The organism is Alteraurantiacibacter lauratis (genome assembly GCF_037154155.1).
Taxonomy (GTDB): Bacteria; Pseudomonadota; Alphaproteobacteria; order Sphingomonadales; family Sphingomonadaceae; genus Alteraurantiacibacter; species Alteraurantiacibacter lauratis.
The window spans coordinates 34,754-49,266 of the sequence record NZ_JBANRN010000016.1 but is presented as its reverse complement, the minus strand read 5'-3'; the positions used below and the strand labels follow the sequence as shown (position 1 = coordinate 49,266).

At 64.7% G+C, this 14,513-nt stretch carries 14 protein-coding genes and 1 tRNA gene; 5 read left to right on the top strand and 10 right to left on the bottom strand.

The features are described from left to right. The 8 genes from lspA to WFP39_RS13690 are packed head-to-tail and all read right to left on the bottom strand — an operon-like array spanning nt 1 to nt 7,406. Nucleotides 1–543, bottom strand: coding sequence for a signal peptidase II (gene lspA / locus WFP39_RS13725; RefSeq protein WP_336920377.1), 543 nt, complete (start codon nt 541–543; stop codon nt 1–3). Then, on the bottom strand, nt 540–3,497 hold the full coding sequence (gene ileS / locus WFP39_RS13720) for an isoleucine--tRNA ligase (protein WP_336920375.1): 2,958 nt from the start codon (nt 3,495–3,497) through the stop codon (nt 540–542). Before ileS ends, lspA begins: the two co-directional genes overlap by 4 nt. Nucleotides 3,498–3,538: 41 nt before the next feature. Further along, a complete protein-coding gene (locus tag WFP39_RS13715; protein WP_336920405.1) occupies nt 3,539–4,471 on the bottom strand; it encodes a bifunctional riboflavin kinase/FAD synthetase in 933 nt (310 codons plus the stop codon). Further along, nucleotides 4,468–4,944, bottom strand: a complete 477-nt coding sequence (locus WFP39_RS13710; RefSeq protein ID WP_336920373.1) for a dihydrofolate reductase — start codon at nt 4,942–4,944, stop codon at nt 4,468–4,470. Before WFP39_RS13710 ends, WFP39_RS13715 begins: the two co-directional genes overlap by 4 nt. 19 nt (nt 4,945–4,963) lie before the next feature. Then, a complete protein-coding gene (locus WFP39_RS13705; RefSeq protein ID WP_336920372.1) occupies nt 4,964–6,031 on the bottom strand; it encodes a 5-(carboxyamino)imidazole ribonucleotide synthase in 1,068 nt (355 codons plus the stop codon). 9 nt (nt 6,032–6,040) lie between these two features. After that, nucleotides 6,041–6,526, bottom strand: a complete 486-nt coding sequence (purE, locus tag WFP39_RS13700; protein WP_336920370.1) for a 5-(carboxyamino)imidazole ribonucleotide mutase — start codon at nt 6,524–6,526, stop codon at nt 6,041–6,043. A gap of 5 nt (nt 6,527–6,531) precedes the next feature. Beyond that, entirely contained in the window at nt 6,532–7,218 is a 687-nt protein-coding gene (gpmA, locus tag WFP39_RS13695; protein WP_336920368.1) for a 2,3-diphosphoglycerate-dependent phosphoglycerate mutase, read from the bottom strand. Between the two features lie 35 nt (nt 7,219–7,253). Continuing rightward, entirely contained in the window at nt 7,254–7,406 is a 153-nt protein-coding gene (locus WFP39_RS13690) for a hypothetical protein (RefSeq protein ID WP_336920366.1), read from the bottom strand. Nucleotides 7,407–7,518: 112 nt separating this feature from the next. On the opposite strand from WFP39_RS13690, the gene WFP39_RS13685 reads away from it, so the two are divergent. Next, a tRNA-Thr gene (locus WFP39_RS13685) sits at nt 7,519–7,593 on the top strand. A gap of 235 nt (nt 7,594–7,828) precedes the next feature. Here the strand turns inward: WFP39_RS13685 and WFP39_RS13680 are convergent. Then, on the bottom strand, nt 7,829–8,152 hold the full coding sequence (locus tag WFP39_RS13680) for a GNAT family N-acetyltransferase (RefSeq protein WP_336920365.1): 324 nt from the start codon (nt 8,150–8,152) through the stop codon (nt 7,829–7,831). A gap of 56 nt (nt 8,153–8,208) precedes the next feature. Between WFP39_RS13680 and WFP39_RS13675 the strand changes: the two genes are divergently transcribed. Both WFP39_RS13675 and WFP39_RS13670 read left to right on the top strand, forming a co-directional pair. After that, complete coding sequence (locus tag WFP39_RS13675) at nt 8,209–9,204, top strand: threonine aldolase family protein (RefSeq protein WP_336920403.1); 996 nt, start codon at nt 8,209–8,211, stop codon at nt 9,202–9,204. Continuing rightward, complete coding sequence (locus WFP39_RS13670; RefSeq protein ID WP_336920363.1) at nt 9,201–10,148, top strand: DMT family transporter; 948 nt, start codon at nt 9,201–9,203, stop codon at nt 10,146–10,148. The genes WFP39_RS13675 and WFP39_RS13670 overlap by 4 nt, the downstream gene beginning before the upstream one ends. On the opposite strand, the gene WFP39_RS13665 is transcribed toward WFP39_RS13670, so the two are convergent. Then, the gene (locus WFP39_RS13665; RefSeq protein ID WP_336920361.1) at nt 10,117–10,971 is read right to left on the bottom strand and encodes a Rossmann-fold NAD(P)-binding domain-containing protein; all 855 of its coding nucleotides are present in this window, start codon (nt 10,969–10,971) and stop codon (nt 10,117–10,119) included. The two genes, WFP39_RS13670 and WFP39_RS13665, sit on opposite strands and share 32 nt — an antisense overlap. A gap of 52 nt (nt 10,972–11,023) precedes the next feature. On the opposite strand from WFP39_RS13665, the gene pepN reads away from it, so the two are divergent. Further along, complete coding sequence (pepN, locus tag WFP39_RS13660; protein WP_336920360.1) at nt 11,024–13,684, top strand: aminopeptidase N; 2,661 nt, start codon at nt 11,024–11,026, stop codon at nt 13,682–13,684. Then, the gene (gene pgeF, locus WFP39_RS13655) at nt 13,677–14,384 is read left to right on the top strand and encodes a peptidoglycan editing factor PgeF (protein WP_336920358.1); all 708 of its coding nucleotides are present in this window, start codon (nt 13,677–13,679) and stop codon (nt 14,382–14,384) included. Before pepN ends, pgeF begins: the two co-directional genes overlap by 8 nt. Nucleotides 14,385–14,513 lie beyond the last annotated feature (129 nt).

The window sequence follows — 14,513 nt, the reverse complement described above, 5'->3', positions numbered from 1 at the left end:
TCAATTCTCTCCGCGGGTCTGCCCCGCCTCGTTGGTGTCCTGCTCTGTGGCGGGTTTCTCGCCGATGAACAAGGCGCGGTAAAGAAGAATCACCACGCCAATGGTGATCGCGGCATCGGCCACGTTGAAGATGAGGAAGGGGCGGAAGCTGCCGATATGGAAATCGGCAAAGTCCACCACATAGCCGTAGGAATAACGATCGACGATATTGCCCAATGCCCCGCCCAGGATCAGCGAGAGGCCGGCAATGTCCCACGGCCGCCGTTCGCGCAGGATCCAGATGAACACGCCCAGCGCGATCGCCCCGGTCACGAAGACCAGCGCCCAGCGCATTTCCACGCTGGTGGCCGAAAACATCCCCAGCGACACGCCGTAATTGTTGACGCGGGTAAAATCGAAGAACGGCAGCAGCGGGTAATGGTCACCCACATCACGCAGGCCCAGCACATTGACCACGAAATGCTTGGTCCACTGGTCGACAACAAAGATGACCAGCGCGGCGGCAAGGCCGATGACGCGGGCGCGGGTGAAGAGGCCCGTCATGCCGCCGGCGCTCCGGCCTCGGCATCCAGCCGCGCCACCACATCCTCGCACCGCCCGCATAATGCGCCGTCCTCGGTCACTTCGGGCAGGTGCCGCCAGCAGCGGCCGCATTTGTGGTGCTCTATTCGTTGGACGACGAAACTAGAATACAAATTTTCGGAGGTGCCAATGACGCGTCTTTCGTCCGATAAGTCATGCACGGGCATCTGAACAAGGGTGACGTCTTCAGATAAAAACATGCTAACTTGACTGACAATAAAGAATTCTTCCCATGGTATGCCAAATTCTTTGAAGTAACCGCTTGATTTAAAGAGAATCTTGGCTTCCAAGCTCGATCGTATTTCCTTGTTTCTCCGCTTTTCTTCGATTTCTCGAAGAACGGAATCTCGAAGAAGTTTTGCAAAAAGCCACTTCTTGGATAATTCTTCGGAGATTTTTAGATCACTGAGTTCGGGCCATTCGAGCAAATGCACGCTGCCCGCATCGGGATAGCGGCTCGCCCACACCTCTTCCGCCGTGAACACCAGCACCGGGGCGGCGTAGCGGATCAGCGCGTGGAACATCGCATCGAGCACGGTGCGGTAGGCCCGCCGCTTCATATCCGCAGGATGATCGCAATAAAGGCAATCCTTGCGGATATCGAAGAAGAAGGCGGAGAGATCCTCGTTGCAGAAATCCACCAGCGCGCGGGTGTAGGTGTTGAAGTCATAGGCCTCGACCGCCGCCTTCATCCGCGCATCGAGTTCCGCCAGCAGGCTGAGCATGTACCGCTCCAGCTCTGGCATATCCTCCACGCCCACCGCCTCTTGCGGCGTGTAATCATGCAGCGCGCCCAGCAGATAGCGGAAGGTGTTGCGCAGCTTGCGGTATTGGTCCGCGACGCCTTTCAGGATTTCGGGGCCGATGCGGTGATCGGCGGTGTAATCGACGCTGAGCGCCCACAGCCGGATGATATCCGCGCCGTATTCCTCCATCACCGCCAGCGGGCTGATCGTGTTGCCGAGCGACTTGGACATTTTCATGCCCTTGGCATCCATCGTGAAGCCGTGGGTCAGCACCGCCTTGTAAGGCGCACGGCCGCGCGTGGCGCAGCTTTCGAGCAAGGAGGACTGGAACCAGCCGCGATGCTGGTCGCTGCCTTCGAGATAAAGGTCAGCCGGGCTTTGCAATTCCGGCCAGGTGCCGCTTTCGAGCACGAAGGCATGGGTGGAGCCGGAATCGAACCACACATCAAGGATGTCGGTGATCCGCTCGTAATCCTCCGGGTTGTAATTGGGGCCAAGCAGAGCGGGCGCGGCTTCTTCGCTCCACGCATCGACGCCCTTTTCGCGCACGGCGGCAATGATGCGGGCGTTCACTTCGGGGTCGACCAGATAATCGCCGGTCTTGCGGTCGACAAACAGCGTGATCGGCACGCCCCAGGCGCGCTGGCGGGAGAGCACCCAGTCGGGGCGGCCTTCCACCATCGAACCGATGCGGTTGCGGCCCTTGTCCGGGTAGAAGGCGGTGTCGGCAATCGCCTTCAGCGCGGTTTCGCGCAAAGTGGCGGTGCGGTCGGCCCGCACGCCCAGCGCCACCGCCGCGCCCACGCCGCCGAGCGGGGCGACATCATAATCGAACGGGGCCATCGGCCTGTCCATCGGCACGAACCATTGCGGCGTGCAGCGGAAAATCACCTTGGCTTTCGAGCGCCAGCTGTGTGGATAAGAGTGTTGATAATCGGTAGACGCGCTGAGCAAAGCTCCCGCCTGCCTGAGGTCGGAGCACACCGGCCCGTCGGGCGCGTTGAACTTGGGATTGATGACCGACATCGAGCGTTCGTCGGTGCGCGGCAGCCATGCCCAGTCCTCGCGGTAGCGGCCATCGGCCTCGACCACGAATTTGGGGTTGATGCCGTGTTCCTTGCACAGCGCAAAGTCGTCCTCGCCATGGTCGGGCGCCATGTGCACAAGGCCGGTGCCGCTGTCAGTGGTCACGAAATCACCGGGAAGCATCGGGCGCGGTTCGGCAAAGAACCCGCCTAACGCATGCATCGGGTGGCGGCAGATCGTTCCGGCGAGGTCGCGTCCATACCAAGAAGCAATCTCGCCTGCATCCTTGAGCCAACGCTCATTGACTTGGTTCTTGAGTTGAACGGCGCAGATGAACTTTCGCCCGTCTTCGTGTTCGTAGAGCCCGTAAAGAACCTCCGGCCCATAGGCCAAGGCCTGGTTTACCGGGATCGTCCACGGGGTCGTTGTCCAGATCACCGCATAAGCGCCGACCAGTTCAGGAATGGGCGATTCCACAATCTCGAACGCCACATCGATCTGCGTGGAAATGATATCCTCGTATTCCACCTCGGCTTCGGCCAGCGCCGTTTTCTCCACCGGCGACCACATAACCGGCTTGGCCCCGCGATAGAGCTGGCCGCTTTCGGCAAACTTCAGCAATTCGGCCACGATCAGCGCTTCGGCTTCCGGGGCCATCGTCAAATAGGGCCGCTCCCAGTCGCCGGTAATGCCCAGCCGCTGGAACTGGGCCTTCTGCACCTCGACCCACTGCGCGGCATAGGCGCGGCATTCGGCGCGGAACTCTTCGGCGGGAACCTCGTCCTTGTTGCGCTTCTTCTTGCGGTAGGCTTCTTCCACCTTCCATTCGATCGGCAGGCCGTGGCAGTCCCAGCCGGGGATAAAAGGCGCGTCCTTGCCCAGCAGGCTCTGCGTGCGGACAACCGCGTCCTTCAGCACCTTGTTCAGCGCATGGCCAATATGGATGTCGCCATTGGCATAGGGCGGGCCATCGTGGAGGATGAACTTCTCGCGGCCCGCGCGGGCTTCGCGCAGCTTCGCATAGACCTTTTCCGCCTGCCAGCGCGCCAGTATGCCCGGCTCCTTCTGCGGAAGGCCGGCTTTCATCGGGAAATCGGTCTTGGGCAGGAAGACCGTGTCTTTGTAATCGCGCTGCTGTGTCATCGTGGGCGGGCCTTAGCCGCCCGCGCGGCGCGGCGCAATTTTCAAAGCGAGCCGAGCAAGGCCCGCGCCGCGGCGCAATCGCGCGCCATTTGCTCCATCAGCGCGTCGAGCATGGCAAACTTCGCCTCTGGCCGCAGGAAATGGCGCAAATGCACTTCCACTTCCTGCCCGTAGAGGTCGCCGGAAAAGTCGAAGAAATACGGCTCCAACAGCTCCTTGGGCGGGTCAAACATCGGCCGCACGCCCAGATTGGCCGCACCGTGCAGCATGTGCCCGGTCGCCAGAACCCGCGCGGTCACCGCGTAAATGCCGAAACGCGGGCGCAGGTAAGCGCCCATGTCCATGTTCGCGGTGGGATAGCCGATGGTGCGGCCGCGCTTGTCGCCGTGGATTACTTCGGCCCGGATCGCAAAGGGGCGGGTGAGCAGTGCCGCCGCCGCTTCGCATTCGCCTGCCTTCAGCAGATCGCGGATGCGGCTGGAGGATACGACCTGCCCCTCGTGCTTCACCTGCCCCACTGCCCGCGTGGCAATGCCGCAAGTGGCGCCCACATCGCGGAGCACCGCCACATTGCCGCCGCGCGCCTTTCCGAAGGTAAAATCCTCCCCCGTCACCACGCCACCTGCGCCGATATGCGCGCCCAGCAGATCGGCGACGAAGGCGTGGGCATCCATTGCGGCCAGCGCATGGTCGAAATGGAACACCAGCATCGCATCCGCTCCGGCGGCGCGGAACAATTCGTGGCGCTGGGGCAGCGTGGTCAGGCGAAAAGGCGGCACGTGCGGCGCGAAATGGCGCACCGGATGCGGATCGAAGGTGGCGACGATGGCCGGGCGCCCCTCTGCCCGCGCCCAGGCCACAGCCTCGGCCACCACTGCCTGATGGCCGAGATGAAAGCCGTCGAAATTGCCCAGCGCCACGATGGCACCGCGCAAGGCGTCGGGCACCGGATTGCGGTGATCGAGCAGCATCAGTCCGCCTGTTCCCCGCAACGGCGATAGGTGACGAAGGCATAAGGCGGCCAGCCATCGGCGGCGGGAAAGGCTTCGCGCGAGAATTCGTCCCACACCGCCGGATCGGGCAGCGGCATGAAGACATCGCCTGCCGTATCTTCCGCCACCTCGGTGATTTCCCATTGCGTGGCGACATCGGCCATCAGCGCGAAGATTTCCGCCCCGCCGATCACAGAGAAATCGCCCGGCCCCGCCAAAGCCAAAGCCTCGTTCACATCATGCGCGACTTCCGCCCCGTCGGCCTGCCAGCTTTTCGAGCGGGTCATCACGATATGGCGGCGGCCGGGCAGCAGGCCGGGCAAGCTCTCGAAAGTCTTGCGGCCCATGACCATCGGCTTGCCCAAGGTGAGCGCCCTGAACCGCTGGAGATCGGCGCGGATCTTCCATGGCACATCGCCATTCGCCGCGATGCAGCCGTTGGTGGCGCGCGCCACGATGAAAAGAACCTGCCGCTCAGCCAACACGGGTGATGTGCCCCATCTTGCGGCCAGGCCTTGCTTCGGCTTTGCCGTAAAGGTGCAGGTGCGCGCGCGGATCGGACAGGTGCCGCACGATATCGAGCGCGCCTTCACCGATCAGATTGTCCATCACGATCCGTGCCGAAACGCTGCTGCAATCCCCCAGCGGCAGGCCGCAAATGGCGCGGACGTGGTTTTCGAACTGGCTCGTCACCGCGCCTTCGATCGTCCAGTGGCCCGAATTGTGCACCCGCGGGGCCATTTCGTTGAACACCGGGCCGTCTGCCGTGGCAAAGAACTCGCAGGTCAGCACGCCGATATAATCCAGCTTTTCCGCCACCTGTTGCGCCAGCGCGCGCGCGGCGGGCAATTGCTCGCCCACGATTGGCGGCGCGGGAAGTTCGCTGTGCGCCAAGATGCCGCCTTCGTGCGTGTTGCAGGTGGAATCCCAGAAACGCACTTCGCCATCGCGGCCACGCACCAGAATGACAGAGAATTCGCAGGCGAAATCGACGAAGCCTTCATAGACTAGCGGCGAAGCGAAGGCGGTTTCGTCGAGCGGCGCCCCGGCACAGGCGATGCGCCATTGGCCCTTGCCGTCATAGCCTTCGCGGCGGGTTTTCAGGATGCCCGGCGCGCCGATATCGGCAATCGCGGCATCCAGATCGTCCGCTGTGTCCACGGCTGCAAAAGGCGCCGGCGCGCCGCCCAGATCGGTCACAAAGCGTTTCTCGTTCAGCCGGTCCTGCGCCACTTCCAGCGCGGCGGTGCCGGGGGCGAGCTGACTGGGGGCGATTGCCAGAAGCGGGCCGACGGGTACATTTTCGAACTCGTAGGTCACCACATCGCACGCATCCGCAAACCGCGCCAAAGCGCCTGCATCATCCCACGCGGCGCAGGTGAAAGCGGCCGCCACATCGGCGGCCACGCTGTCGGCCTCAGGCGCGTAGATGTGGCAGCGGTAACCCAGCTGCGCGGCGGCCATGGCGATCATCCGGCCCAATTGCCCGCCGCCAAGGATGCCGATCGTGCTGCCCGCTGGCAGGGGGAAGGGATGCGTCATCGCGTCAGCCTATTGCGTGGCCGGCTTTTCCGCCACCGATCCGGTTTGCGCGGCGCGGAAGGCGATCAAGCGCTCGGCCAGCGCCGGATCTTCCAGCGCCAGGATCGCGGCGGCGAGGATGCCCGCATTGGTCGCGCCCGCATCGCCGATGGCCAGCGTGCCCACCGGAATACCGGCTGGCATCTGCACGATGGAGAGCAGGCTGTCCTGCCCACTCAGCGCCTTGGATTGCACCGGCACGCCCAGAACGGGCAGATGGGTGAGGGCGGCCACCATGCCCGGCAAATGCGCCGCACCGCCCGCACCCGCGATGATGACCTTGAAGCCTTCATCCGCCGCGCCCTTGCCAAAGGCGTGCAGCCGGTCGGGCGTGCGGTGGGCGGATACGATCCGGTCGTCATGCGCCACGCCCAATTGGTCGAGCACATCGGCGGCACGCTTCATGGTGGGCCAGTCGGACTGGCTGCCCATGATGATGGCAACAGGCGCGGTCATCTCTCTCAGCGGTCCTTCAGATAATGCCGTTCGCCAGGCACCAACGCGTCATCGAAATCATAGATGATCGGCTGGCCGGTGGGGATTTCGAGGTCGGTAATGTCCGCGTCGGAAATGTTCGACAGGTGCTTGACCAGCGCGCGCAGGGAATTGCCGTGCGCCGCGACGATCACGGTTTGACCTGCCGCCAGTTGAGGTCGAATCGTCGCTTCCCAATAGGGCAGCACGCGTTCGATTGTCAGCTTCAGGCTTTCGGTCGATGGGATGGCGATCCCGGCATAGCGCGGATCGGCGGCCAGATCGAATTCGCCCCCGGCGGCCAGCGGTGGTGGCGGAATATCGAAACTGCGCCGCCAGATCTTCACCTGCTCATCGCCGTGCAGTGCCGCTGTCGCCGCCTTGTCGAGGCCGGTCAGCCCGCCATAATGCCGTTCGTTCAGGCGCCAGTCCTTGAATTCGGGAATCCACAGCCGCCCGCACGCCTCCAGCGCCAGATGCAGCGTCTTGATCGCGCGCTTTTGCAGCGAGGTGAAGGCGATGGTGGGGAGCAGGCCCTTCTCGGCCAGCAATTCGCCCGCCGCGGTTGCTTCGGCCACGCCTTTTTCGGTCAGGTCCACATCCCACCAGCCGGTGAAGCGGTTTTCCAGATTCCACTGGCTCTGGCCGTGGCGGACAAGAATAAGCGAGGGCACGGGTTCGGCTCCTTCTTTTCAGGAAGCGCCAGCCGTTAGCCGTTCGATTCGCCCTTGGGAAGGGCCGAGCCATCCGGGGCGAGATCGGCGGCGAGCGCGCGGGCCTGCACCTTGCGCCGTTTGAGGTTCTCGCGCAGCTTGGCGGCCAGTATTTCTTCGCGTGAAGGTCTGGAAGGAGCAGAGGGCATAGCGAGCTTCTTGCCCAAATTGCGCGGTCATCTCAAGCTTGGCTTGACTTTCGCAAGCCCCGCGACAATAGCGCGCGCCTGTCCAGATGCCGGGCGCGTTGCGCCGGGCCGGGCTGCTGTAGCTCAGTGGTAGAGCGCACCCTTGGTAAGGGTGAGGTCGGGAGTTCAATCCTCCCCAGCAGCACCATATTTCCTGTCCTACTGCCTCCGGCTACGTCAGCACGGGCCTTTTGTCCCAACGCCGTCGGCTCCTTCGGGGCTGATGAGATCCCTAAACATCCATTGCAACGCTGGTTCGGTCTGCGACCAGCAGACCGCAAGGCCAAACGGCCGCCCGCAGGCGCCCCGCACGCCGGCCTTGTGCCGGGGAAAGGGAACAGCGCCGAGGATCGCCCGCCCGGATGGGCGGGCGCAAAACAAAATTATCTCGGCAAATCGGCCCGCACATCCGCCCAAGCGGGATTCTTGCCAAAGGCGCGCACGACATAGGGGCAGAGCGGCGCGATGCGGAAGCCTTCGGCGCGCGCATCGGCAACGATTGCTTCCACCAGCCCCGCCGCAATGCCGCGCCCGCGTGCTTCGGGCGGGGTGAAGGTGTGGTCCACCACGCGCACATCGTCTGCGGCACCGCGCCATGTCAGCACCGCAGGCCGCGCCGCGCCCTCGACCGGATAGACATAGGCGCCGGTGCCGTCCTCCTCCTCGCGCGAGATGCGGGCGGGATCGAAACTGTTTTCATCGGACATGGTCTTTGGGCCTCTCGCTCTTGTCATCGTGCGCAGGCGAAGCCATGGCACGGCATATGCAGTTCCTCTCCGACAATGCCGCCCGCGTCCACCCCAAAGTCTGGGAAGCGTTGCGCAGCGCGGACGAACCGGACAAGCCGTATGACGGCGACGCGCTGAGCCAGCAGCTCGACGACGTTTTTTCCACGCTGTTCGGGCGCGAATGCCATGCCGTCTGGGCCAATACGGGCACGGCGGCCAATTGTCTGGCGCTGGCCACCATGGCCGATCCGCATGGCGGGGTGATCTGCCACCGCGAGGCGCATATCGAAATGGACGAAGGCGGCGCGCCCGGTTTTTTCCTGCACGGGGCCAAGCTGCTGCTGGCCGATGGCGCGGGGGCGAAACTGACGCCCGACAGCATCGAGGCGGTGCTGGCAGCCATCACCCGCGGCATCCACCAGGTGCAGGCGCACGCCATTTCCATCACGCAGGCGAGCGAATACGGGCAGAGTTACACGCCGGCAGAGCTGGCCGCGATAAAGGCGCTGGCGGACGAATACGGGCTGGCGCTGCATATGGATGGGGCGCGTTTTGCCAATGCAGCGGCCTTTCTGGGGTGCAGCGCGGGGCAAGCGGCAGGGCCGGTCGATGCGCTGTCTTTCGGCTTTACCAAGAACGGTGCGCTGGGGGCGGAAGTGGCGGTGTTCTTCGATCCCGCGCGCGCCGATCTGGCCCGCTGGCGCAGGAAGCGCGCAGGCCATCTCAATTCCAAAGGACGCTTTATTGCGGCGCAGATTCTTGCGCTGCTCGACGGCGATCTGTGGCTGGAACTTGCGCGCCACGCCAATGCGGCGGCGGCGGAGATTGCAGCCATGGCGGGCGAGCGCCTGCTCTATGCGCCGCAAGCGAACGAGGTGTTTGTGCGGCTGACCGAGAGGGAGCGGGCAGCCTTGCGCGCACGCGGTTTCGCCTTTTACGATTGGGACGATGCCACGGCGCGCTTTGTCTGTGCGTGGGATACGCGGATGGAGGATGCCGCGGCGCTGGCCCGTGCGGTGGGATCGCTGTGAGCGCGCCGGACGAAGCGGCGGCGCTTCCGCACGCGCTGCTGCGGCCTGCCATTGCCATTCCCTTCGTGCTGGTGGCCCTGATCTGGGGATCGACCTGGTTCGTGATTACCGGGCAGATCGGCGATGTGTCGGCGCATTGGTCTGTCGCGTGGCGGTTTGCCTTGGCCACCCCGGCCATGTTCATGCTGGCGCTGGTGATGCGGCTGAAACTGGCAATGCCGCGCCGCGCACATTTTCTGGCGATGGCGATGGGGCTGTTCCAGTTCTGCGGCAACTATACCTTTGTCTATCTGGCCGAACTGCATATCACATCGGGGATTGTCGCGCTGCTGATCGGGCTGATGCTGGTGCCCAATGCGGTGCTGGGCAAGATCATGCTGGGCCAGCCGATCACCCCGCGATTCGCGGCGGGCAGCGCGGTGGCGATTGCGGGGATCGCGCTGCTGTTGTGGAACGAGGCGTTGGCGACGCCTGCGGGCGCACAGATCACCGGCAATGTCGCGTTGGGAACGACGCTGGCGTTGCTGGCAATGCTGGCGGCCTCGCTGGCCAATGTGATTCAGGCCGGGCCATCGGGCAAGGGCGTTCCGCTGGTGACGCTGCTGGCCTGGTCGATGCTGTATGGCACGCTGGCCAATATGGGGCTGGCCTATGCCATTGATGGTGAGCCCGTCCTGCCGCGCGACGGGACATACTGGCTGGGCACGGCGTGGCTGGCGATCGTGGGGTCGGTTGTGACTTTTCCGCTCTATTACGATCTGGTGCGCAAGCTGGGGGCGGGCCGCGCAGCGTATAATGGCGTGCTGGTGGTGGTGGTGGCGATGGGGATTTCCACGCTACTCGAAGGCTATCGCTGGACGCCGCTGGCGATTGGCGGGGCGGGGCTGGCGATGGCCGGGCTGCTGCTGGCGCTCAGGGCGCGAAGCGTTCCCCCTGCGCAATAGCGGCCCCCTGCGCAATAGCGGCCCCCTGTGCAATAGCGGCCCCCTGTGCAATAGCGGCCAGCCCTTCGCGGTAAGTGGGATAATGCAGTCGCCAGCCGAGCAGGCGCTTGGCCTTGCCGTTGGCGACGCGCCGGTTCTCCAGATAAAAACCGCGTGCCGTGGGGGAAAGGCCTGCATCGTCCAGCGTCTGCAAGGGCGGCGGGGGCACGCTCAGCAAGCGACAGGCGTGTTCGATCACCGCGTTCTGGCTGCACGGCAGATCGTCCGCCAGATTCCACGGCTGAGCGGGCAGGGCGCTTGCCATCGCCGCGATCACGCCGCGGGCAATGTCCTCCACATGCACCCGGCTGAACACCTGCCCCGGCAGATCGATACGATGCGCGCGGCCATCGGCGATTCGGTCAAACGCGCTGCGGCCGGGGCCGTAGATTCCGGGCAGGCGGAACACATGCGCGCCCGCATCCCGCCAGCGCGCATCGCACACTGCCCGCGCGCTGCGCCGCCCGGTGCCTGTCGGGGCGCTTTCGTCGACCCAGGCCCCTTTTGTGTCGCCGTAGACCCCGGTGGAGGATAGGTAGCCGAGCCATTTTCCGGCCAGCGCTGCGCCATATTGGTCGAGCACGGGATCGCCCTCGTCTGCGGGTGGCACGCTGGAAAGCACATGGCTGGCGGAGGCCAGCGCGGCCTCCACCCTCTCGCGGTCGGAAAAGGCGAGATTGCCTGCGCGCCCCGTTGCGTCCACTTGCCAGCCCGCTGTGCGCAGGTGGTTGGCGAGGATCGCGGCGGTGTAGCCAAGGCCGAAAATCAGCAGATGTCCCGTCATCCCCGCACGATAGCCGCTGGACGCAGACGCGAAAGGACCTAAATCGAACCCCATGGATATTGCTCGCACCCCTTCCACGCCCGATGGCAACCCTGAAATGGCCGATGCCGCGCACGAAATCGCCTCGCCGGTCGAGGTCAGGCGCGAGGATTACCGGCCTTTTCCGTGGGCCGTGCCGCAGGTCGCGCTCGATTTCACGCTGGGGCTGGAGGAGACGCAGGTCACCGCGCGGCTGGATGTGCGCCGCAATCCGGCAGCCGAAGCCTCTCCCGTGCTGCGCCTCAACGGCGATGGCATCACGCCGCTGTGGGTGAAAGTGGACAGCGCGGAAACCACCGGCTGGGTGATGGATGGCCCTGACCTTCTGCTCACCTTGCCGGGCGAGGCGCACAGCGTAGAAGTGGCCACGGCAATCGCGCCTGCCGCCAACACGCAGTTGATGGGGCTTTATGCTTCGAACGGGATGCTGTGCACCCAGTGCGAGGCGGAAGGTTTCCGCCGCATCACCTTTTTCCCCGACCGGCCCGATGTGCTCTCCACCTATACTGTGCGAATGAGCGGTGATGCAGGCGCGTTTCCCGTGCTGCTGTCCAACGGCAATCTGGTGAGCAGTGGCAAGGGCGAGGGCGGGACGCACTGGGCCGAGTGGCACGATCCCTGGCCCAAGCCGAGCTATCTGTTCGCGCTGGTCGCAGGCGATCTGGAAGCGCGGCGCGACACCTTCACCACCTGCAGCGGGCGCAAGGTCGAACTCGCCATTTTCGTGCGGCGCGGCACGGGGGATCTGGAACGCACCGGCCACGCGATGGAATCGCTCATCCGCGCGATGAAATGGGACGAGGAAGTGTTCGGCCGCGAATACGACCTCGACGTGTTCAACATCGTCGCCGTGTCCGATTTCAACATGGGCGCGATGGAGAACAAGGGGCTGAACATCTTCAACACGCGCTATGTGCTGGCCGACCCCGAAACCGCGACCGATGGCGATTATGACGCGGTCGAAGGCGTGATCGCGCATGAATATTTCCACAACTGGTCGGGCAACCGCGTGACCTGCCGCGACTGGTTCCAGCTTTCCTTGAAGGAAGGCTTCACCGTGCTGCGCGATCAGCTGTTCTCCGCCGACATGGGCAGCGAGGCGGTGAAGCGGATCGAGGATGTGCGCGTGCTGCGCGGGGTGCAGTTCCCGGAGGATTCAGGGCCGCTCGCCCATCCCATCCGCCCGGATGCCTATCGCGAGATCTCGAACTTCTACACCGCCACGGTCTATAACAAGGGGGCCGAGGTGATCCGCATGATGCGCGTGCTGGCGGGGCCGGAGCGGTTCCGCAAGGGATGCGACCTGTATTTCGCGCGGCACGACGGCGAGGCGGCCACCTGCGAGGATTTCATCCGCGCAATGGAGGAGGGCGCAGGGCTGGATCTGACGCAGTTCCGGCTGTGGTATTCGCAGGCGGGAACGCCGCGCGTCACCATCCGCATGGCGCACGATGGTGACAAGGTCGCGCTGCACCTGTCGCAGAATGTGCCCGCCACGCCCGGCCAGCCCGACAAGCAGCCCATGCCGATCCCGCTGAAAGTGGCGCTGTTTGATCCGCAAACGGGCGCCCACCGGGGCGAGCAATTGCTGGTTCTGGACAAGGCTGAAGATAGCTTTATTTATCAAGGATATGCCAGCCGCCCGGTGCTTTCCGTCAACCGCGGCTTTACCGCCCCTGTTGCCATCGCGCAGGATGTGCCCACCAGCGATCTGGTGTTCCTGGCCGCGCATGATGACGATCCCTTCGCCCGGTATGAGGCGATGCAGGAACTGGTCGTCACCCATCTGAAGGAGGCAGTGTCAGGCAGCCTCTCGGACGAACAGCGCGATGAAGGCCGCGCCGCGATTGCGGGCGCCTTGCGCGCCGTGTTGGCCGATGAACGGCTGGACGATCTGATGCGCGGCGAATTGCTGATCCTGCCTTCGCACGCCTATCTGTCGGAACAGATGCTGGTGGCCGATCCGGGCGCGATTCACGGCGAGCGGCAGGCGCTGCGCGCCGATCTTGCCCGCGCGTTGGAAGGCGAGTTCGTCGCGCTGCACGAAAGGGCCAGCGCCGTGCCTTACAGCCTCAGCCCGCAGGCGCGCGGCGCGCGCAAGGTCAAGACGCAGGCGCTGATCTATCTGGCGGAAGGCAATCCCGCGCTCGCCGAAAAGATGGCCGCTGCGCAATACCGGGCGGCGGATAATATGACCGACCGGCAGGGCGCGTTGATGGTGCTGGCGGGCCTGCAAGGGCCGGAGCGCACCCATGCGCTGATTGATTTCTACAACCGCTATCGCGGCAATGCGCTGGTCGTGGACAAATGGTTCTCGCTCCAGGCCGGCTCGCTCCATCCGCAGGTGCTCGATCATGTAAAGGCGCTGGCGGAGCATCCCGACTTCACGCTCACCAATCCCAACCGCGTACGCGCCCTTTACATGGCGATGGCGGTGAACCCGGCGGCGTTCCACGATGCATCGGGTGAGGGGTACCGGATGGTGGCCGACCTCATTCTCCAGCTTGATCCGCTCAACCCGCAGACGGCTGCGCGTTTTGTCGCACCGCTGGGCCGCTGGCGGCGGATCGAGCCGCAGCGCGCGAACCTTATGCGGGCCGCGCTGGAACGGATCGCCGCCGCGCCAAGCCTTTCGCGCGACACCCATGAACAAGTGATCCGCTCGCTTGGCTGAGGGTGCACCGCAGGGGAGGCCCGTCATCCGCGATGCTCTGCTGGCAGGCGTGCCGCACGGCTTCTTCACCGGAATCGGCTTCGAAGGCCCGCCCGCTGCCGACCTTCTCGTCCCCGGCGGCCAGCTTGTCCGCTTGCGGCAGGTGCATTCGGCGCGCGCCCTGCCCGTCACCGCGCCCTTCGCGCCGGGGGAGGAGCCGGAGGCCGATGCGCTTGTTACCGCAACGCCAGGGCTGGTGCTCGGCGTGGTCACCGCCGATTGCGCGCCGGTGCTGCTGGCCGATTCCGTTGCCGGGGTTGTGGGCGCGGCCCATGCCGGCTGGCGCGGTGCGTTTGGCGGCGTGCTGGAGGCAACGCTCGCCGCGATGGAAACGCTTGGCGCGGAGCGCGGGCGGATCCGCGCGGCGATCGGTCCCACGATTGCGCAGGCAAGTTACGAAGTGGACGCGGGCTTTCGCCAGCGCTTGCTCGACGCTGCGCCTGCCAATGCTGCCTTCTTCGCGCCCGGCGCGCGGGCGGATCACTTCCAGTTTGATCTGCCCGCCTATGTTCGCGCGCGGCTGGAAGCGGCAGGCGTAGGCCGTGTGGCGGATACGGCGCTCGACACCTATGCCGATTCTGCGCGTTTTCATTCCTTTCGTCGCGCCACGCACCGGGGCGAGCCGACTTATGGCCGCCAGTTTTCGCTGATCGGCCGGTAGAATCGCTTCCGGGCCGCTGCGCGCCGACCGGGCTGTCGACAAATTGGGTGCGGGGATTGCGCAGCCTATTCGCCTGCGCCACGCTCTTACCTATGGGCCGAAAAGGCGGGTTGGCAGGGGCGAATTGCT

Coding starts and splice junctions, on each gene's coding strand:
- lspA (WP_336920377.1), bottom strand. CDS start 543: ATGACGGGCCTCTTCACCCGCGCCCGCGTCATCGGCCTTGCCGCCGCG.
- ileS (WP_336920375.1), bottom strand. CDS start 3,497: ATGACACAGCAGCGCGATTACAAAGACACGGTCTTCCTGCCCAAGACC.
- WFP39_RS13705 (WP_336920372.1), bottom strand. CDS start 6,031: ATGACGCATCCCTTCCCCCTGCCAGCGGGCAGCACGATCGGCATCCTT.
- purE (WP_336920370.1), bottom strand. CDS start 6,526: ATGACCGCGCCTGTTGCCATCATCATGGGCAGCCAGTCCGACTGGCCC.
- WFP39_RS13690 (WP_336920366.1), bottom strand. CDS start 7,406: ATGCCCTCTGCTCCTTCCAGACCTTCACGCGAAGAAATACTGGCCGCC.
- WFP39_RS13680 (WP_336920365.1), bottom strand. CDS start 8,152: ATGTCCGATGAAAACAGTTTCGATCCCGCCCGCATCTCGCGCGAGGAG.
- WFP39_RS13675 (WP_336920403.1), top strand. CDS start 8,209: ATGCAGTTCCTCTCCGACAATGCCGCCCGCGTCCACCCCAAAGTCTGG.
- WFP39_RS13665 (WP_336920361.1), bottom strand. CDS start 10,971: ATGACGGGACATCTGCTGATTTTCGGCCTTGGCTACACCGCCGCGATC.
- pepN (WP_336920360.1), top strand. CDS start 11,024: ATGGATATTGCTCGCACCCCTTCCACGCCCGATGGCAACCCTGAAATG.